The sequence below is a fragment of the Azospirillum brasilense genome (assembly GCF_005222205.1).
Taxonomy (GTDB): domain Bacteria; phylum Pseudomonadota; class Alphaproteobacteria; order Azospirillales; family Azospirillaceae; genus Azospirillum; species Azospirillum brasilense_G.
In genome coordinates, this window is record NZ_CP032350.1 from 1 (window position 1) to 18,523 (window position 18,523).

General features: G+C 61.9%; 18 protein-coding genes and 1 pseudogene. 13 read left to right on the top strand and 6 right to left on the bottom strand.

The window, feature by feature from the left end; genetic code table 11:
• Positions 1-131: 131 nt before the first annotated feature.
• The 3 genes from D3869_RS32195 to D3869_RS32205 all read right to left on the bottom strand — a co-directional run bounded on the left by D3869_RS32195 (position 132) and on the right by D3869_RS32205 (position 2,701).
• Positions 132-683, bottom strand: a complete 552-nt coding sequence (locus tag D3869_RS32195; RefSeq protein WP_137143670.1) for a hypothetical protein — start codon at positions 681-683, stop codon at positions 132-134.
• 1,629 nt (positions 684-2,312) lie between these two features.
• Entirely contained in the window at positions 2,313-2,492 is a 180-nt protein-coding gene (locus tag D3869_RS32200) for a hypothetical protein (RefSeq protein WP_137143671.1), read from the bottom strand.
• Positions 2,489-2,701 (bottom strand): hypothetical protein, encoded by a 213-nt coding sequence (locus tag D3869_RS32205; protein ID WP_137143672.1) that lies wholly within the window; start codon positions 2,699-2,701, stop codon positions 2,489-2,491. The genes D3869_RS32200 and D3869_RS32205 overlap by 4 nt, the downstream gene beginning before the upstream one ends.
• A gap of 483 nt (positions 2,702-3,184) precedes the next feature.
• Here D3869_RS32205 and D3869_RS32210 point away from each other — a divergent pair, with 483 nt between their 5' ends.
• Positions 3,185-3,544, top strand: a complete 360-nt coding sequence (locus D3869_RS32210) for a hypothetical protein (protein WP_137143673.1) — start codon at positions 3,185-3,187, stop codon at positions 3,542-3,544.
• Positions 3,545-3,930: 386 nt separating this feature from the next.
• On the opposite strand, the gene D3869_RS32215 is transcribed toward D3869_RS32210, so the two are convergent.
• The 3 genes from D3869_RS32215 to D3869_RS34830 all read right to left on the bottom strand — a co-directional run bounded on the left by D3869_RS32215 (position 3,931) and on the right by D3869_RS34830 (position 5,892).
• Positions 3,931-4,425 carry a glycosyltransferase family 4 protein gene (locus tag D3869_RS32215; RefSeq protein ID WP_137143674.1) on the bottom strand — a complete coding sequence of 165 codons (495 nt, stop codon included), beginning with the start codon at positions 4,423-4,425 and terminating at the stop codon, positions 3,931-3,933.
• A 371-nt stretch (positions 4,426-4,796) separates the two neighbouring features.
• Complete coding sequence (locus D3869_RS32220) at positions 4,797-5,621, bottom strand: NAD-dependent epimerase/dehydratase family protein (RefSeq protein WP_137143675.1); 825 nt, start codon at positions 5,619-5,621, stop codon at positions 4,797-4,799.
• Complete coding sequence (locus D3869_RS34830; protein ID WP_137143676.1) at positions 5,554-5,892, bottom strand: NAD-dependent epimerase/dehydratase family protein; 339 nt, start codon at positions 5,890-5,892, stop codon at positions 5,554-5,556. The genes D3869_RS32220 and D3869_RS34830 overlap by 68 nt, the downstream gene beginning before the upstream one ends.
• A 782-nt stretch (positions 5,893-6,674) precedes the next feature.
• On the opposite strand from D3869_RS34830, the gene D3869_RS32235 reads away from it, so the two are divergent.
• The 12 genes and pseudogenes from D3869_RS32235 to D3869_RS32290 all read left to right on the top strand — a co-directional run bounded on the left by D3869_RS32235 (position 6,675) and on the right by D3869_RS32290 (position 18,497).
• Positions 6,675-7,328 carry a Gfo/Idh/MocA family protein gene (locus D3869_RS32235; RefSeq protein WP_137143678.1) on the top strand — a complete coding sequence of 218 codons (654 nt, stop codon included), beginning with the start codon at positions 6,675-6,677 and terminating at the stop codon, positions 7,326-7,328.
• On the top strand, positions 7,283-7,681 hold the full coding sequence (locus D3869_RS32240) for a Gfo/Idh/MocA family protein (protein ID WP_247896145.1): 399 nt from the start codon (positions 7,283-7,285) through the stop codon (positions 7,679-7,681). Before D3869_RS32235 ends, D3869_RS32240 begins: the two co-directional genes overlap by 46 nt.
• 213 nt (positions 7,682-7,894) lie before the next feature.
• A pseudogene (locus D3869_RS32245) lies at positions 7,895-9,045 on the top strand (DegT/DnrJ/EryC1/StrS family aminotransferase).
• Positions 8,981-10,024: an NAD-dependent epimerase/dehydratase family protein gene (locus D3869_RS32250; RefSeq protein ID WP_137143680.1), complete on the top strand. Its 1,044-nt coding sequence runs from the start codon at positions 8,981-8,983 to the stop codon at positions 10,022-10,024. Before D3869_RS32245 ends, D3869_RS32250 begins: the two are co-directional and overlap by 65 nt.
• On the top strand, positions 10,021-10,761 hold the full coding sequence (locus tag D3869_RS32255; protein ID WP_137143681.1) for a GNAT family N-acetyltransferase: 741 nt from the start codon (positions 10,021-10,023) through the stop codon (positions 10,759-10,761). Before D3869_RS32250 ends, D3869_RS32255 begins: the two co-directional genes overlap by 4 nt.
• Complete coding sequence (locus tag D3869_RS32260; RefSeq protein WP_247896136.1) at positions 10,736-11,791, top strand: N-acetylneuraminate synthase family protein; 1,056 nt, start codon at positions 10,736-10,738, stop codon at positions 11,789-11,791. Before D3869_RS32255 ends, D3869_RS32260 begins: the two co-directional genes overlap by 26 nt.
• 3 nt (positions 11,792-11,794) lie before the next feature.
• The gene (asnB, locus tag D3869_RS32265) at positions 11,795-13,636 is read left to right on the top strand and encodes an asparagine synthase (glutamine-hydrolyzing) (protein ID WP_137143682.1); all 1,842 of its coding nucleotides are present in this window, start codon (positions 11,795-11,797) and stop codon (positions 13,634-13,636) included.
• A gap of 20 nt (positions 13,637-13,656) precedes the next feature.
• Complete coding sequence (locus tag D3869_RS32270; protein WP_247896141.1) at positions 13,657-14,754, top strand: N-acetyl sugar amidotransferase; 1,098 nt, start codon at positions 13,657-13,659, stop codon at positions 14,752-14,754.
• A gap of 3 nt (positions 14,755-14,757) precedes the next feature.
• Positions 14,758-15,144, top strand: a complete 387-nt coding sequence (locus tag D3869_RS32275) for a hypothetical protein (RefSeq protein WP_137143684.1) — start codon at positions 14,758-14,760, stop codon at positions 15,142-15,144.
• Complete coding sequence (locus D3869_RS32280) at positions 15,141-15,986, top strand: class I SAM-dependent methyltransferase (protein ID WP_137143685.1); 846 nt, start codon at positions 15,141-15,143, stop codon at positions 15,984-15,986. Before D3869_RS32275 ends, D3869_RS32280 begins: the two co-directional genes overlap by 4 nt.
• A 288-nt stretch (positions 15,987-16,274) precedes the next feature.
• Positions 16,275-17,078, top strand: a complete 804-nt coding sequence (locus D3869_RS32285; RefSeq protein WP_247896142.1) for a class I SAM-dependent methyltransferase — start codon at positions 16,275-16,277, stop codon at positions 17,076-17,078.
• A 204-nt stretch (positions 17,079-17,282) separates the two neighbouring features.
• Positions 17,283-18,497, top strand: coding sequence for a tetratricopeptide repeat protein (locus tag D3869_RS32290; RefSeq protein WP_137143686.1), 1,215 nt, complete (start codon positions 17,283-17,285; stop codon positions 18,495-18,497).
• The last annotated feature ends 26 nt before the right edge of the window (positions 18,498-18,523 follow it).

An 18,523-nucleotide genomic window follows, 5' to 3' on the forward strand; every position in this document is an offset into this window, starting at 1 on the left:
CTATCATTGCGGCCACACCCGTCTCCCCACGGCGATCGCGACGACACGGTCATGAACGATCCGGTGCGCTACATCGACCGTGTCGTTCGGGATGACCTGCCCGAACAGGCGGAGCGTTGGGGGCTGGTGCGTCATGCGCTGGAGGAATTCCGCGCGGACGCCCCCCTTCCGGCCGTCTGCCCGCCGCCCTGGAAAAGAGCCTGCCGGCGCAGGACGATCCCGGACGTGAGGCATGGAACGACTTCACCAACTTCAGCGCCCGTTTCCGTTTGCGGCTCGACCCGGACCACGCGCTTCCCTATGTCGCGGATCTCCTGGCGACGGCGCCGCCGGATGCGGTGCTGGCCTATGTCGGCAGCCACCGTGGGATGTTCGAACGCACGCTGCGGGCTTGGCGGGCGCTTGGCCATGGCGAGGCGGTCCTGGTGCCCGAAAGTGGGGTGATTCCGGATGAATTCCCCGGCGTGGAAGCCGTCGACGCGCTGGAGTTCGACCGCCGGGCTTCCCTTTTCCTGTTCGAATTTGCCTTGGACGACGATTGGCTTGCGCAGGATCCCTGCCCTGCTTCGAGGGATTCCGGAGGAAGGCTGAGGCAACTCGGCCTGATCTACGGCCTCTTCATTCAGCAGACGGAACGGGAGCGCCAACGCCTCGCGCGGGCAAGGGCACGCCGAGCGTTTCATCGGCGTGCTGCGTCAACACGTTCTTCGGCATGCGCTTCGGAGAGCGGGTCATGTTCACGCACACGATGTTCAGCACCGCGCGTCCGGCATGGCAGGTCCGCCGCACAGGCTCGCCGTCCGATCCGATGGGCGCGGACGAGCAGGGCGGCGGCTTGGAGCGGCCCTAGGCCGAGCCTTCCCATCGACCGGCAGGAGGTCGAGATCGCGCGCGGCGATCTGGATCGCATCCTTGCCGCCGAAGGCCGGACGCTGTCGAACCGCACCGCTGCACGCGTCGCTCAGGCGTTGCTGGACGTTGTCGGGCGCGTGCCTGACCGGTGCGGCAGGAGCGCAGACGTTGGATCGAACGGAACCGGCCGAGTCGTGCCCTGCGGAGCGTATCGATCCTCTCATCGTGTCATCCAAGCCTCCTGCCCCGCCGCTGCTCAACAAGCTCTGCGCGGCGGAGGATTGGGAGGATACTCATTGCGGGCCGTCGCCGAGGAGTTCACGCGTGACGGCTTGCCTTTCCGGGCATCCACCTACGCCTATTTCAAGCGCAGCCCGGGTGTGGAACGCACCCACATGCTTACGGTTGGGCGCTTGCGTGATCGGCATGATGCCCGCTGTGCCGTGATCACCGGGCGCCGGACGGCTGGCCACTTCCTGTCGCTCCGGACCGCCGGAGTGGACATCATCGACCTTCAGGGCATGGACCGCTGCTGGCGCGCGCGATGCGCCGGATGGACCGGATGTCCATCCACCCCGATCCGGCCTCCCCGCGCCGGACCGTTCATGGCCGACCGTTCATGGAATGCCGTCTTGATTCCGCAAACACCTTGCTAGGGCCGGATGCGCAGCCGACACCCTTCTGCGCAACACCGCCCGCAGACTGGCCGGAGCGGAGTCATCACCTGCTCCTGGAGACCGCTCTCGATAATCGGGGCGAGGATGTCCGGCTCCGGACCGGATCGCCGCAGTGATGGCATCCTGCGGACAGGAGCGGCTGTGCTCTGCGGGAGTGGACTGGAGCCTGAGCGACGCCACACTAGATCGGATCGCCGTCGGGAGAGGATTCGGAACGCCGCCGCATCTGGTGACGCGCGACGATCACGGGCATTGCACCTGTTCGGTCTGGTTCCTGAGCAAGGGAACACCCTCAGCGCTGAGCGAAGGGAAAGCGGTGCACACGTTTCCAGACGCCTAGCTCTCAACGAACTGGACGACCGTCCCGTGAAGCCATGGCAGCCAGGCCACCCAGTCCTTCGGCGACGACAAAAGCCGGTATTCAGCCCAGACCCCGCCCGATGGCGCCATGGCGTCGGTAAAAGAGCATCCAACTCCCTTATGTAACCATCGCCCGCACCGAGTGGCGATCGTGGTGCCGAACTGCCGAGCACGCTGTTCACCACCGTCGGCGCCCCCCTCCCCGCGAACCGGCGCCACAGGTCGAAGTCGCCGGCGATCCGCAAACGGGTGTCCAGCCCCCCACAGGCATGCCACAATCGCCCGGTCCACAGGCTGCCTTCCTGCTGCAGGAAGGCAGGTGCGGTTGTCGTGGAGCCCGCGGCAAGCGTCTTGGCCGGGAAGGCGAAGCAATCTTCGATGTGGACGAGGCTGCCACGGCATTGAGCCGCGTGATCCGCCCGGTCAACCACTCGATGTCGGAAAGGCCGCCGTCACGTCGCAGGCGGTTTGCAGGGCTCCGGGTGCCAAGCGGTCGCTGGCGTTGATCCAACCCATCAGCGAATCACCGTCCACGCCGAGCTGCGCGAAGCCCCGGTTCAGGGCATCGTACATGCCGTTGTCCATGCGCGAATCAACCGTCATCCGGATCCCACGGCACAGGATCGGAAGTTGCCGTTCTCCAAACAGGCCTGCCAATGCTCCAGCCGCTCCAGCGTGCCATCGCGCGATCCACCGTCCTGGACATGGTAGACGATTTCGAAATCGCCGCTCTGGCTGAGCACGCTTGCGACCGTATCGTCGATGAACGCCGCGCTGTCGAGCAGGGGTGACGATCTGGAAGCAGCGGGCATGGCTGATCTTCTATAAGCTTTGTGTCGAAGCTTGTGCGAGCGCATGGTGCACGCCACTGCGACATGAGTACACTGATTCCGGCCAGTCGAGCCGATTAATTGGGAGAACCACCTTGGATTTGCCGGACAGCGCCATCGACTCGTTCAAGAAAGCCATCTGGCGGGTCATCGAGGCCAACACGGAGGCTTTCGCACCGCATGTTCTCAGTCATGCGAATTCATTGCAGCGAATCCGTAATCGCGGCATTGATTGCAGGACGGTGATCGACGTGGGGGCGTCCGATGGCCGATGGTCGCAAATGGCGCGGAGCTTTTGGCCGGACGCGCATTATCATCTGGTCGAAGCGTTCGAGCATTGGAACGGCGCGCTCCAGGCGCTGACCGCAGACGATCCCCGAATGACTTTCACCTTGGCGGCGGCCGGGCGGAGGACGGCGAGACGCCGTTCACCAACTCCTTCGACGATCCGTTCGGTGCACGGCCATGCCCGACGCGGGCGCGCCGCAATGGACCGTCCGGCAGGTCTCCCTGGACCAAGAGGTGGAACGGCTTGGCTTTGAAGGGCCGTTCATGGTCAAGCTCGACACGCACGGTACGGAACGCGAAATTCTGGCCGGTGCTCGCCGGGTCCTGGAAAGCTGCGAAGTGCTGGTGATCGAGATGTACAATTATGGGAGGACAGCCGGCGTTTCCCCGCCATGTGCCAGCATGTGGAAAGTCTGGATTCCACTGCATCGACATGGGGAGCCGATGTTCCGCGATCATGACCGGGCGTTCTGGCAGGTGGATTTCTTCTTCGTACGTAAGGATCGTCCGGAAGCGGTTTATCCCCAGTTTCGTTGAGGCGGGATGCCGCCAAGCCAGCGGATGGCTGGGCGGCAGTGTCTTCAGAGGCGGCTTTCACGTACCAGATCATTCAAGAAGGTTTCGGCGCAGGCGCGGCGGCGGATCAGACTGGCCTCGCAAGCCGCTCGTTCCGCTTCGACTCCCCGCCTTGGCGGCAGGTTCGGAAGGGCGCGCGCGATGACACCGGCCAATCCTCAGGATCGCCGGCGCGGAAGAAATGGCCCTGTGCGCCGAGTTGCTCCCGGTGGACAGCAAAATCGGAGACGATCAGCGGGCAGCCGACCGCCCGCGCATCCTCCACTACGGTGCTCCAACCTTCGAACAGGGATGGCTGGATAACGCGGTGCACGCCCGCAGCAGCGCGATCTGCTCATCTTGCGGAATCACGCCAAGTGGCGGATACAGCTTTCGAGCCCCTGTTCCTTGACGATGCCGAACAGCGTTTCAAAATACCCGTCGTGACGGTAATCTTTCGTGCTGCCAGTGCAGACGAGATCAACGGGAAAACCCCGTTCCTTTAGTAGGCGGACGGCGTTGAAGGCGGTCTGGTGATCCTTGTGCACCCAGAATTGATTAGGAATATAGAGAAAGCTCGACGGCAATTTGTATTTCTCGATCACGGCGCGGACCGGTGCTGATTCGCCGGTTGAAATGGTACTGACGAACGGCCAGACGTAGGGGCGGGCCCGATGGGATGGGAAGAATTCCTGAAAATCGAATAGCGCGTTCCGGCTGCTGAGGATGAGCGGACCGTCGCGGTCGGCCAGGACGCGGCAGATATCGTCCCGATATTGTTTTTCCGCGTCATTGAACAGTGCTGGCAGGCGCCGGTGTTGGAAATCGGGAATCCATGCCCAGTGGCGTGGTGTGGTGACCATAGGGGTTTCGCCCATTGGCATCGGCACGATGGCCGTAACGCTGCGCGCGATCGCTCGACGCCGCTCCGCGCGGGGACATGGAGGAGAAAACGTCCGGCTTCGTCCCCGGAAGCCCGGATGATGGCGCCTTGGGGCCGATCACAGCCTTCACCACGTCCAGTGAGCAAGCCTCCTCAACAGAAGACGGCCATTCTCCTGGCGTATCATTGAAGACATAAATTGAAGGCTTTTCTGTTCTGGAAGATAATCAATTGTCTTTATGAAATTTGTTACGTAATTAATGCCGCCCATCCAGCCATGATAGCTGCGGAATAATGAAACAAGAAGCGTCAACTCAGCGTTTTTATGCATGATGATGCCCGATTTTGTCTTTATATTATCGCCGACTCACGGCGCAGCCAGAGGGCGTAATCCAGTATTCCCTCTTCAATCGACCGTCGCGGCATGAATCCAGAGCGGAAAGACGGCTTGTGTCCGCTTGGAGATGCTGTGGATTGCCGTGCCGCTCCGTGCCTGTGAAGCGGATGCTGGCGCAGGGCTGAGGCTTTGCCTAGCATTTCCAGGAGGTCGGAGAGGCTTACAGCCCGTCCAGTACCGCCATTGATGATGATGGGGTCGGGCAACCTGCTGTTCAGCAGCAACAGCGTCAGATCGACCATGTCTTCGATATGGAGGAAATCTCGGGTTTCTTCTCCAGTCGCATTGACATCGACTGTGCCAGAGCTCGTCAGAAGGCGCCGGCCAACGTCCCAGAGCACTTGCTTGCGCAAGCCCGGGCCATAAATCGAGAAGAAGCGGATGACGGCGCAACGGATCCCGTGGGTAGCAGCTCCCTGCTGGCAGAGCTTCTCAGCCAGCAGCTTGTGCCAGCCATATTGGGAAACCGGTGCGCACGGATCGTCTTCTTTGAGGGGAACCGGAGCCGCGTTTCCATATACCGCGGCGCTCGAAAGAAACACAATGCGGACATTGGGCGCCAGACGGCCCAGAGTATGGACCAGGCTGGCCGTCGTCGTCACTGTGCGTTGGAAGTCGTCGAAAGGGCCGCTTGGCCGGCTGCGACGGAGGAACCGCCGGCCGCATGCACCACGGCGTCCGGAGCTCCGAAGCGCCGGACCGCAAATTCGATCAGTCGGGAGCGATGCTTCCAGCCAAGAACAGAGGATCGGCCCGTTCAGGTGAGCCCTCTGGGGCATGCCCCAGACCAATGGCCCGGCGTCCGCTCGCCCGCAGTCGCTGTAAGATTGCCCGCCCGGCGAAGCCCGCTGCGCCAGTCACCCAGATTGATTGATCGGGTATGGGATTTTCCGTCAAGCAGGTCACAAAGGGGAGGGCAAGGGAAGCACGATGACGAAGAACCTGGATAGCTGCGGACAAAGCGCGCCCGGCATGCCGCCCACTCCGATTCGCCCGGTGCGGTGACAACACAGTGTAGAGGTCCGTATATGGAGAGGCAATTGCTTTCACCTATGAACTGTACGCCAACTCATGGTGGGAAAGAGCGCGTCAGAAGCAGCAATTCATCTTCTTTAACCTTTTTCGGCAACAATGGGCCAAATCGGCTTCACGGGAATCGCCAGCCCGAGGAAGGACCGTATCCGACCACGACAGCCTGCCGGTACCTATGATCCTGACTGTTTTCCAACAGCCGAACTGCCGGCCTTCGCCTGGGAAGAGGCGGAGTTTCCTGTGATGCGCGTGCAGGCCGTCGTTCAAGCGCGGATGACGTCCTCGCGGCTGCCTGGAAAGGTGTTGCGGCCGCTGGACGGCAAGCCGATGCTCCTTTCCTGCTGGAGCGGATCGCGCGATGCAGTACCCTCTCCGGCGTGGTCGTGGCGACGTCGGAGCAGAGGGAAGATGATGCCGTGGCGGAAGAGTGCCGGAAAGCGGGTGTATCCTGTTTCCGGGGCGATCTGTTCGACGTGGCCGCCCGTTTCGCGGGGCATTGGGCCGCTATCCCGCCGATGCTTTCGTGCGCGTCAATGCAGACAGTCCGCTGCTCGATCCGGCGCTTATCGACCAGGGGGTGCACTGTATCGATCGGCTGATGCCGATCTGGTCTCCAATGTCTTTCCGCGCAGCTTTCCACCGGGGCAGTCGGTTGAGGTGATCCGCACCGACACGTTTCTTACAGCATTGGACGACATGTCCAACGACGTGCGCGAACATGTGACCCTCCATTTCTATCGCAACGCCTCGCGCTTCCGGATCAGAAATTTCACGGCTCTGCGCCCGTATAGGGACTGCATATGGCTGTGGACACCGAGGCGGATTGGGACGGTTCAGTTCTTGTGTCGCGGCCATGGAACGGCCGCACTGGCACTATGGGCTGGAGGAGCTTGCCACGCTCTGGCCTGGCGCGCGCGCCGGGAGGCTTCGTGACCTTTTTGAAAGCTGCTGTCATCGGACTCGGAGTCGGGGAACAGCATATCGAGGGCTTCGAACGTCATTCGGCCTGCCGCGTCACGGTTCTATGCGATATCGACCATGATCGGTTGGCCGCCGTCGGCGCCCGCCATCCAGGCCGTTCCCTGGTCTCTGATCCCGGACAAGTGCTGTGCGACCCGAATATTGATGTAGTGTCCATCGCCTCCTACGACGACGCTCATTTCCAGCAAGTCGTCACCGCCCTGGAGCATGGCAAGCATGTCTTCGTGGAGAAGCCGCTCTGCCAGACGGATGTCGAACTCGACGGCATTTACCGGGCGTTGTTGCGTCACCGCGGCCTCCGCCTCAGCTCGAACCTGCCGCTCCGGCGGGTACCACGATTCCTTGATCTGCGTGCGCGCATCCTGTCCGGAGCGATGGGGCCCTCTATCACGTCGAAGGTGATTACAACTATGGGCGCCTGCACAAGATCACGGAAGGCTGGCGCGGCGCCCTCCCGTCCTACTCGGTTATGAAAGGGGGCGGGATCCACATGGTGGACCTGCTGCTTTGGTTCACTGGCCAACGGGTGACCGAGGTGTTCGCGATGGGCAACCGGATCGCCAGCAAGGGCTCGCAGGTCCGGTTCGACGACATGGTGGTCGCAACGCTGCGCTTCAGCGGTGGCGCGGTCGGCAAGGTCGCGGCGAACTTTGGCTGCGTGCACCCGCATTTTCACCGCCTGTCCGTCTACGGGACCGCCGGCACCTTTGTGAACGAGCCGGACGGTGCCCGCTACCATTTCTCCCGCGATCCAGGCGATCCAGTGGAACTTGTGGACAATCTCCACTCCGGCACTGACAAGGGGGCGGGGTTGCCGCCTTCGTGAATGCGATCTTGACCGGAGAGCGGCCTGACGTCACAGAACAGGACGTGTTCGATGCCATGTCCGTGTGTCTGGCGATCGACCGATCAAACGTTGAGGGCGCTCCGTGCGCCGTGCATTACCGAGAAATCGGCTGAAACCTGGAGCGGTGGAATACCGATGCGCAGCATTCCCTTTGGAAAACCCATCATTGGCGATGCAGAACGCCAAGCGGTCATGGCTGTTCTGGCCGGATCGACTCTGGTGCACGGACCGCTGGCGAAGAAGTTCGAGGAGGTCTTTGCCGACTTCACAGCGGCACCGCACGCGGTCTCGGTGGCGTCCTGCACGGCGGCCATGCACCTCGTCTACTTCCATCTTGGCTTCGGTCCCGGCGACGAGGTGGTTGTGCCGGCGCAGACGCATACCGCGACGGCGCATGCGGTGGAATTGGTGGGAGCCAAGCCCGTCTTCGTCGATTGCGAGGCCGGAACCGGCAACATCGACGTGGCGGCGGTGGTGGCGGCCATCACGCCGCGCACCCGTGCGATTGCCGTCGTCCATTATCTGGGCGTTCCGGTCGACATGGCGGCCATCACAGCGCTTGCTCGGCAACATGGGCTGTTCGTGCTTGAGGATTGCGCGTTGGCAATCGGAACCCGGCTCGACGGCATTCACGCGGGTTTGCATGGCGATGTCGGTTGCTTCTCCTTCTATCCGGTGAAACACATGACCACAGCCGAAGGCGGCATGATCATCTGCCGGGACCCGCAGCTTGCCGCGCAGCTTCAGCGCAAGAAGGCCTTCGGGGTGGACCGCACGGTTGGGGAGCGCACGGTCCCCGGCATGTATGACGTTACCATGCTGGGCTTCAACTACCGCATGAACGAAATCGAGGCGGCGATTGGCATTGAACAGGTTGAACGCCTGCCGGACATGCTGGAGCGTCGGAGGGCGAACAGCGCCGTTCTGCGTGACGGGCTGCGGGGATCGCAGGGATCGGTCTTCTTGAGGACAGCCCGGCGGGCGGCGAAAGCAGCCATTACTGCCTGAGCGCCATCCTTGACGACTCCCTGGCCGCGCGGCGGCTGTCGATCATCAAGCACCTGAACGCTGCGGGGATCGGCACCAGCATCTATTACCCGCGCCCCGTCCCGCTTATGAGTTATTATCGGGGCAAATACGGGTTCAACGAAGGCGATTTCCCCCAGGCCGAGCGGATCAGCAACAATTCGATCGCGCTGCCGGTGGGCCTCACCTGGATGAAGAAGACATGGCTTACATTGCCAATGCGATGGCTGATGCAGTTAAGGAGAGCAAGTGATGGCAAGTGCGATGGCTGGTCGCAAGATAGTTATTACCGGCGGCGCCGGGTTCATCGGCCATAATCTTGCCTTGTCCCTGAAGGCCATGGGCGCAAAGGTCGATATCCTGGATAGCCTTCAGGTCAACAATCTGAACGCCTTCGCAAGCAACACCAACAACCTGCCAAATCGCGATCTCTATCTCAGCCTGATCCAGCAGCGCCTGTCGATGCTGTTCAGTGCGGACATTCCGGTCCATGTGATCGATGTGCGTGATTACCACACCACGGGTCGCCTTCTGGCGGAGCTTCAGCCTGATGTGATCGTCCATCTCGCGGCCATCGCTCACGCCAACGTCGCCAACAAAGATCCCTATTCAACCTTTGATCACAGCCTTCGCACCCTCGAAAACACGCTCGACTACGCGCGCCAGTTCGGGACGCATTTCGTCTATTTCTCGTCGAGCATGGTCTACGGCGATTTCCCCGATGGCTTCGTGACCGAAGAGTCGACGTGCAACCCTCTGGGCATCTACGGCGCGTTGAAGTTTTCCGGCGAGAAGATGGTCATCGCCTACAATCAGGTTTTCGATCTTCCCTACACCATCGTTCGCCCGTCGGCGCTGTATGGCGAGCGGTGCGTCAGTCGACGGGTCGGGCAGGTCTTTATCGAGAACGCGCTGCAAGGTTTCCAATTGCAGGTTGCCGGCGACGGTTCCGACCGGCTTGACTTCACGTATGTTGCCGACGTCGTCAATGGGGTCGCGCGGATCATTGAGGACGAGCGGTCGCGCAACCAGATCTTCAACATGACTTTTGGCCAGTCGCGCTCGATCGCCGGAATGATCGACATCGTCTGCTCGCACTTCCCCGACGTCTCGGTGACCTACATCCCACGGGATCGCCTCATGCCCTCGCGTGGGACCCTGTCCATGGACAAGGCGCGCCGCTTGCTGGACTTCGAACCCAGCTTCCCGGTCGAACGGGGCTTTCCCCTTTACATCGACTGGTACAAGAAGCTGTTTGCCGAACGCCAGAAGACGCCGCAGGCCGCCGCTGTATGACCGCAGCCGCGCTTCCGGGAGAAGGCACCCGCGACGGTGCCGGATGGACGCGGGACGCGTGGTTGGGGCAGCGGCTCGGCGTACCGGCATGGCGGCTCGATCCGACGGTGCCAGGCTGGGCCGACGCCATGGCCGGTGTCCTCAACCGGAAGGGCTTTGCCTACGCGCGGCTGCCGACGGCGGACGTGGGCGCTCTGGGCAAACTCCTCGACGCGGGTTTCCGGGTGGTCGACACAACGATGACCGCTGAGCGCGAGGCGGAAGGGCTGACGCCGTCGCCCAAAGGATGGGTGCGCTTCGCCGAACCGGGCGACCGCTATGCCGTCCGTGCGGTGGCGCGCCGTGCGTTCCGCTTCTCGCGCTTCCATCTGGACCCGGCGATTGCCGCCTCCACGGCGGATATGACCCGAGCCGATTGGATCGACGGCTATTTCGACGGGGGCCGAGGATCGGCGATGGTGGTTGCCGGTTTGCCCGGCGCTGAGCCATCCGGATTCCTGCTGCTGCTCGGACCGGAGAAGGGAACCCTTGTCATCGACCTGATCGCCGTAGATGAATCGGCACGGGGCCAAGGTCTGGCTACCGGCATGATCGCCTTCGCCGCGGGCAGGATCGCCGGGGTTGACCGTCTTCGGGTCAGCACCCAGGCCGCCAACATTCCCTCTCTGCGGCTGTATGGGCGGATGGGGTTCCTGCTCGTATCCTCCCACTATGTCGTTCACCTTCACCACGGTTGACCGGATGCGCATCGGGACTCATGACCTGAACGAGCGGGTGCTCGTTATCGCCGAGATCGGCAACAACCACGAGGGCGACTTTACCCGCGCCCAGGAGATGATCGTCCGAGCCGCCGAAGCCGGCGCGGACGCCGTGAAGTTCCAGACGATCGTACCGGATCGCCTCGTCTCAGCGACCGATACCGCGCGCATCGAGCAGCTGACCCGGTTCCGTTTCGACTATGACCAGTTCGCGCGCTTGGCCGAAACGGCGGAGCGGGCCGGTGTGATCTTCCTGTCCACACCCTTCGATCTGGAGTCTGCGGCGGCCCTGGCTCCCCTCGTGCCAGCTTTCAAGGTGGCCTCCGGCGACAACGACTTCTTTGCGCTGCTGGCTGTGGTGGCCCGGATGGGAAAGCCGGTCCTGCTGTCGACCGGCATGTTGGACCTTGCTGGCGTGCAACGCGCGGCGGAGCATATCGCAGCGCAACGGCCGACGGAGAGGCCAGCGGAGAAGCCGCAGGCCGGTCTTGTCCTTCTGCACTGCGTGGCAGCCTATCCGGCACCGGTCGAGGACGCCAATCTTGGTGCCTTGCGGAGCATGGCCAGCCTGGGCCATCCAGTCGGCTATTCCGACCACACGCTCGGGATCGAGGCGGCAGTCCTCTCGGTGGCGCTCGGCGCAAGGGTGATCGAAAAGCACTTCACGCTCGACAAAACCCTTTCGACCTTCCGGGACCACGCCCTGTCCGCCGACCCGTCAGACATGGCCGAGCTGGTGCGGCGGGTGCGCGAGGCGGAAACCCTGCTGGGCGACGGAATCAAGCGGCCGGCGACGTCGGAACTGGCGAACATGACCGCCGCCCGGCGGGCTATCGCTGCGGTTCGCGATCTGCCCGCCGGCCATGTCCTGGCGCTGGAGGATCTGACCTGGCTGCGACCAAGGAGGGGTCTTGAACCCGGACGGGAAAGCGAGCTGATCGGCTGCCGGCTTGCGGTGCCGGTCGCCCGCGGCGAAGCCTTCACGCTAGACCACATGGCGGAGGGCTGACCCGTGTGCGGCATCGCCGGTTACATCGGCACCCGGTTCCTTGACGACAGCCGTCTGGAGGCCTGCCAAGCGTCAATGACGCGACGCGGGCCGAACGCTCGCGGAGCGCTTCGGCGGTCCTGGTCGGACGGACGCCATGCGGTCCTGCTGCACAGCCGCCTCGCCATCATCGATCTCGACCGGCGTGCCAATCAACCGCTCCGTTTGGACGGACAGGCGCTCTGCTACAACGGCGAGCTTTACAATTACGTGGAGGTTCGGCGTGCGCTTCTGGCGGAGGGCGCTCCGCCCTTTCTGACCAACAGCGACACCGAGGTGCTGGCCCGCCAGCTTTCCCGCCATGGCTGGAGCGGTCTGGATGCCTGCGAGGGCATGTGGGCATTCGCCCTGCTCGACGAGACGGATGGCTCCCTGCTGCTGGCCCGCGACCGGTTCGGCGAGAAGCCGCTCTACCTCATGCGAACCGCCGACGGGCTGTATTTCGGGTCGGAGGTCAAGTTCATCGCGGCCCTTGCCGGGCGTTGGCCGGAACCCGACCTCGACCACCTCAAGCGCTATCTGGTGAACGGGTACAAGGCGCTCTACAAGCGGGCGGGCACGGGATTCTTCAAGGGGGTGAGCGAACTGCCCGCCGGTTGCGTGCTCTCCATCGACAAGGCTGGGCGCGAAACCCTGAGCCGGTACTGGACGCCAACGCGCGACCCGGTCGAAGACGGGCTGGGCTTCGAGGAATCGGTGACGATGGTGCGCGAGGCCCTTGTTCGCTCTGTCGAGCTCCGGCTGCGCGCCGATGTGCCTCTGGCCTTCTGTCTGTCGGGTGGTGTCGACTCCAACGCTCTGATCGCCATCGCCAAGCGTCTGTTCGGCTATGACGTCCATGGCTTCACCCTGATGAACAAGGACGAGCGGTATGAGGAAGCCGCGATGGTCAAGGAGGCCGTCTCGGCGCTCGGGCTGCGGCATACCGTCGTGCCGATCCACAGCGACGGCTTTCTGAAGGGGCTACGGACCCTCATCCGTCAGCATGACGCTCCGGTCTACACCATTACCTATTACGTCCAATGGCTGCTGATGGGCGCCATCGCGGGCGACGGCTACCGAGTCTCGGTCAGCGGAACGGGCGCGGACGAAATATTCAGCGGCTATTTCGACCACCACAACGCCTATCTCGCCGCCGTGCACGACGATCCGGGCCGGCACGCGGTGGCGTTGGCCGACTGGTCGGCGCATGTGCGGCCCATCGTCCGGAATCCCTATCTGCAGGACCCCGCGCTTTTCGTGCGCGACCCAGGGGAGCGGCGGCACATCTATCTGGACGCCGAGGAATTTGCCGGGTTCCTGACCCAGCCCTGGCACGAGCCGTTCGAAGAGACCGATTACAGCGCGATCCTGCTGCGCAACCGCATGCAGAACGAGCTTTTTCATGAATCGGTGCCGCCGATCCTCCACGAGGATGATCTGAACGCGATGTACTGGTCCATCGAAAACCGCTCGCCCTTTCTCGACCGGAAACTGTCCGAAACGGCCCAGCGGGTACCGGCCCGTCATCTGGTGCGGAACGGGAGGGCCAAGGCGCTGCTGCGCGAAGCGGTTCGTGGGATTGCACCGGATGCCATCATAGACAACCCGCGCAAGGTCGGTTTCAACGCTCCGATCCAGGATCTGCTGGACACGACCGATTCGGAGGTTCGGCATTGGCTGTTCGATGACGGGCCGATTTTTGAGCATGTCCGCAAAGATCGTATCCGCAGCCTGCTGGAGCGGGGAACCCTGCCCAACAGCCGCAGCAAGTTCCTGTTCTATTTCCTAAACGCAAAGCTCTTCCTGGAGGAGTTCGGCGGATGAGATGGTGCCGATCCTGCGTCTTGCCAGACACCCGTCCTAACCTGACGATCGGAGCGGACGGCGTGTGCAACGCCTGCCGCAACCACGCGACCAAGCGCGTCATCGACTGGGACCACCGCGCGGCGCATTTTGCGTCGGTGGCCGCCAACGCCCGGGCGCGGGCCAACGGCGGATACGACTGCCTGATCCCGGTCAGCGGCGGCAAGGACAGCACTTGGCAGGTGGTGACGTGTCTGGAGCATGGCCTACGCCCCCTGTGCGTCACATGGCGCACACCCGGGCGGACAGCGATCGGCGAGGCCAACCTGCGCAATCTGATTGATTTGGGGGTCGATCACATCGATTTCACCATCGACCCGCAAACCGAGCGGCGCTTCATGCTGAAGGCGCTGGAGCGGTTCGGGGATCCGGCGATCCCGATGCACATGGCGATCTTCTCCATTCCGCTCAGGTTGGCGGCACAGATGCGCATTCCGCTGATCGTCTGGGGTGAGAATTCGGCCTTCGAATATGGTGGAACGGAGGAGGAGAGCCGCGGTTTTGCACTCGATGCCGCATGGCTGCGCCGTTTCGGTGTGACACACGGCACGGCCGCTGCCGATTGGGAGGATGGGGATATCACCGTGCGGCATCTGCTTCCCTATCGTTTGCCAGACGAGAGTGCCCTGGCCCAGGCTGGAACTCTGGCCGTTTTCCTTGGCTATTATTTTCCCTGGGACCCGGAAACCAGCCTCGCCGTGGCGCGGACCCACGGTTTTCGCGCCGACCCGCGCGGCGCGCGGACGGGCTTGTATGACTATGCCGACATCGACGACGACTTCATCTCCGTCCACCATTGGTTTAAGTGGCACAAGTTCGGCTTCACCCGCCTGTTTGACAATTTGAGTCTGGAAATCCGCAATGGTCGGATTGGCCGGGCGGATGCCATCGCCATCATCCGGGCCCGCGGCGACGACACGCCGCACGACGACATTGCCCGTCTGTGCGGCTTTCTGGACATTACGGAAGATCGCCTCCACAGCATTGCGGAAACATTCCGCAACAAGGCGGTCTGGCATCGGCAGGGCGGCGTCTGGACCATTCCCGATTTCCTGATCCCCGACTGGACCTGGAGTTGATCGATGCGCTTCGATCCCAAGAACCCGCCGCGCCGCTTTTCCGTAGGCGCCGACGGCACCATCGAGATCAATGACTGTGGCAGCCTGGATTTGGAACCGGACGAACAGGTCACCTTTGTCACCAAGACAGGGGCTGAATACGATCTTGCCCGCAAGGATTGGGGCTTCTACGCCACGCCCTCCCTCAACGGACGGCTCGCGGGGTTCGGGCTGCGGGGGGTGCTGATCCAGAACCGCGGAACGGGGCGGTATTTTCTGCTTCTGGTGGAGCGTGGCCGGGAGGATGCGTTTTATACCTATCTTGAGGCCGAGAACTTGCGGATCGTCCATTGGCTGGACAGCGACGAGGCCTGTCAGGCGCTGGATCAGGCCGTGGCGGGCGCGCCGTGACCAAGGGGCCGTGCCCGACCCTGGAATGCCCTTGCGATGGAGCCTATCGCGAGGAAACCTTCACCTATGAGGCGCCACCGCAAGGGGAAACCGGATTCGTCCTGGATGGAGCCTACCGGCGGGCTTATGACCACTGCCGCCTGTGCGGGCATTGGTTTTCCCGGCACGATATCGACCTGTCTGATCTCTACACCGGGGCTTATGCGGGCCAGACCTATGGCGACCGCCTAGCCGCGACCTTCGAGCGCATCATGGCGCTTCCGGCGGATCGCTCCGACAATGCCGGGCGCGCGGCCAGAATCCTGGATTTCGCGACGGGCCATTTTCCGGTGCAGGGGTGTCCCCCGCGTCTGCTCGACGTCGGGTCTGGTCTGGCTGTTTTCCCAGCCCGTATGAAGGCGGCGGGGTGGGACTGCACGGCCCTTGATCCCGATCCGCGCGCCGCCGCACATGCCCGCATGGTTGCTGGGGTGCAGGCCGTGGCTGGCGATTTCCTCACCGTCGATCGTTCTGCTCTGGGGCGATATGATGCAGTCACCTTCAACAAGGTGTTGGAGCATGTTGAGGCGCCGGTCGCTTTTCTGCGCGCCGCACGGGACTTGCTCCTTCCGCACGGCTTCCTGTACGTCGAACTGCCTGATGGGGAAGCCGCAGCCGAGGAAGGGGCCGGTCGCGAAGAGTTCTTCATTGAGCATCATCATGTGTTTAGCCCAACCTCCTTTGCGGCCCTGATCGAACGGGCGGGTTTCCGTCTTGTGCTTCTTGAACGGCTTCGAGAGCCGAGCACGAAATTCACCCTGCGTGGTTTTGCGGTGCCCGAGCCGAGAGGGAATGGCGAATGAATTGGTGGCGGCGCTCATACCTCCTGATGACGCTCCGGCAAGTCGCTTGACCGCTTTCTGAAATTATGGCGGCGTTGGCGAGCCGTCGTTCTGCAACGTCAATGTGGCGATTATGGATTCCGATAAACCCGGTACGCTTCACGGCGCCACCCCATCACTGAATGACCAAGATACCGAACAAACTGTTCAACAAGGCCACCGGGGAAGCGGTTGGAAATCCCCCGTCTCTATGAGACTCTGGGCACAGGCTCCTGCGCCTTGCGGCTCAATATCAGAGGTTTGTTTCGGATGATGAACGGGCAGAACATATGGCGCCTTCCGGCCTTGCTGGCGCTTGGCCGCAGTGTGGGGGCTTTGGCGTACGAAAGCCGCTCGGGTCATGCACCATGGTATCCACCTTTGATCGCCGGTGCCGGGACGGTTGGAAAGCGCCTCATCGACGGTCCCTATGTCGAAGAAGCCATGGCGCTGATAAAGCGGCTGGAACCGGACTCCTATTCCGAGTTTCTGGTCGATTTCCTGACGCAGGGTCGGCGGCGCTTCGGCTCCAACTGGATGTATGCCGACATCGTAACCGTCCTGCTTGGCTTGTGCGACATTTTGCAACCGGCAACCTATCTGGAAATCGGTGTCCGCCGGGGGCGGAGCTTGTGTGCTGTCGCCGCCAAACATCCGGAATGCCGACTGATCGGCTTTGATCTTTGGGTCGATGGTTATGCAGGCATGCCCAATCCAGGACCGGATTTCGTGCGAGCGGAATTGCGGAAGGTTGGCCACACGGGAACGGTCGATCTGATCGATGGAGACTCGCATCGCACGGTCGCTGCCTATCTATCGGAGCGCCCTGAACTGACGCTCGATCTCATCACCGTGGATGGGGACCATTCGGTAGAGGGGGCCTTCGCCGATCTTTGCGATACGGTTCCTCGCCTTGCGGTCGGCGGTGCCCTAGTGCTTGATGACATCGCCCATCCGGATTTGCCGGATTTGCGGACGCTGTGGAACGATGTCATCGTCAGCGATCCCCGTTTCTCGACATGGGGCTACACGGAGGTCGGCTACGGTGTCGGCTTTGCGCTCCGGCGTTACTGAAGCGGAAAGCGTAACATGCGGTTCGCGACCAGTCGGGCAGGGAAACTACAACCAGGAGTGAATCTAAACAAGCTTCTGATAGGAATTTTGGCCGGATACGATATGCTGCCTCATGGCGCAAAACGTCCATGTGCGCAGCGTATATTTTGATAATTGCTGCCATCCTTCTTCAGTGGACGTCACGTATGCGCTCAGAGAATTTCAATGAATGACGGACAGAAAATGGCAAGATCGGACGCAACCGTTCTGTGGCGGGAAAATATCCGAACGGAAAATCTGTCAAACTATGATTACTGCATGGCCGTCGCGCTTGAACGGGAAGGAAGCTTCAACGAAAGCCTTGCCGCCTATCGACGAGCGTTGGAGGTCCGGCCAGATCTTGCCGTTGCCGCATACCGATTGCGCGCCCTTTTTGAAAAAACCGGGAGAGCGGAGGACGCCGAAGCGGTTCACCGGGATGCTCTCGCAACCGACCCGCATTATGCGGCAAACGCCATGGTCAGCCTTGCCCTGGAGTTGATGGAAGGCAATTCCTGGGACGATGGCGAAGCGATGCTTCAGTCGGCCATCTCGGGTAACTGCTTGCCAACGCTCCACTTTGCCGAGGCGTGCTTCCTTCTGGGACGGCAGCAGCAGAAGAAAGGCGACATCAAGACGGCCATCAAGACCCTTTCACAGGGCATTGCCGCTCAGCCCAACCATTCCTCCCTGCTTGAGCAGCTTGGCAGCGCATTCCTCCACGTCCACGATGCACCTTCGGCAGCGCTGCTGCTGGAGAAAGGGATAACTCTGGAGCCCTTTAGCCCAACCATGCATTACCAGCTTGCTTGGGCGAACCTGTTCGAATGCCGCTTTGTCAAAGCCGCCAACCTTTTCGAGAAGACGATCAAGCTCGGATACAAATTCCCCTATTACCCGCAATGGCGCCAAGGTTTGGCGCTTCTGGCGCTTGGCCGGTATGAGGATGTCCTGCACTGCTATGCCCAGCCGCTGGCTTCGGAACAGGAATCATCAATTCTTCGCTCTTACCGGGGGCTCTGCCTGCAAGCCATGGGGCGTCTCGAAGAGGCTCTTGAAGAGCACGAGAAGGCCGTTCTGTCGCCTCAGCACATGGCGGAGAAAATCTCCAACCGCGCGCTGACCGAAAGCGCTCTGGGAAACAATGAGAAATCTCTAGAACTTCATAAGGAAGCCATGAAGGCGGAGGGCGAGCCTTGGCCTGCCATCGCCTATTCCTACACGCTTGTGCAATTGGGCCGCTTGGATGAAGCTGAGGTGATATTCACGACAGTAGCGAAGACATTCCCCACTTCGGCGTCATACATGGTTCATGTTCTTACTGACGGGTGGAACGTTCTTGGCCCTCTGTGCAGGAAACTTTCGCTGGGAAATGAGCTTTCTGAAGAAAACATGATCTAATAAATATTCATGTCGATGATCTTCTG

What these genes read in the sequence shown, in the direction of transcription:
- D3869_RS32195 (WP_137143670.1), bottom strand. Translation starts at nt 683, where the DNA reads ATGAAACGCTCGGCGTGCCCTTGCCCGCGCGAGGCGTTGGCGCTCCCG.
- D3869_RS32200 (WP_137143671.1), bottom strand. Translation starts at nt 2,492, where the DNA reads ATGACGGTTGATTCGCGCATGGACAACGGCATGTACGATGCCCTGAAC.
- D3869_RS32205 (WP_137143672.1), bottom strand. Translation starts at nt 2,701, where the DNA reads ATGCCCGCTGCTTCCAGATCGTCACCCCTGCTCGACAGCGCGGCGTTC.
- D3869_RS32210 (WP_137143673.1), top strand. Translation starts at nt 3,185, where the DNA reads ATGCCCGACGCGGGCGCGCCGCAATGGACCGTCCGGCAGGTCTCCCTG.
- D3869_RS32215 (WP_137143674.1), bottom strand. Translation starts at nt 4,425, where the DNA reads ATGGTCACCACACCACGCCACTGGGCATGGATTCCCGATTTCCAACAC.
- D3869_RS32220 (WP_137143675.1), bottom strand. Translation starts at nt 5,621, where the DNA reads ATGCCCCAGAGGGCTCACCTGAACGGGCCGATCCTCTGTTCTTGGCTG.
- D3869_RS32235 (WP_137143678.1), top strand. Translation starts at nt 6,675, where the DNA reads ATGGCTGTGGACACCGAGGCGGATTGGGACGGTTCAGTTCTTGTGTCG.
- D3869_RS32250 (WP_137143680.1), top strand. Translation starts at nt 8,981, where the DNA reads ATGGCAAGTGCGATGGCTGGTCGCAAGATAGTTATTACCGGCGGCGCC.
- D3869_RS32255 (WP_137143681.1), top strand. Translation starts at nt 10,021, where the DNA reads ATGACCGCAGCCGCGCTTCCGGGAGAAGGCACCCGCGACGGTGCCGGA.
- D3869_RS32260 (WP_247896136.1), top strand. Translation starts at nt 10,736, where the DNA reads ATGTCGTTCACCTTCACCACGGTTGACCGGATGCGCATCGGGACTCAT.
- D3869_RS32275 (WP_137143684.1), top strand. Translation starts at nt 14,758, where the DNA reads ATGCGCTTCGATCCCAAGAACCCGCCGCGCCGCTTTTCCGTAGGCGCC.
- D3869_RS32285 (WP_247896142.1), top strand. Translation starts at nt 16,275, where the DNA reads ATGATGAACGGGCAGAACATATGGCGCCTTCCGGCCTTGCTGGCGCTT.
- D3869_RS32290 (WP_137143686.1), top strand. Translation starts at nt 17,283, where the DNA reads ATGAATGACGGACAGAAAATGGCAAGATCGGACGCAACCGTTCTGTGG.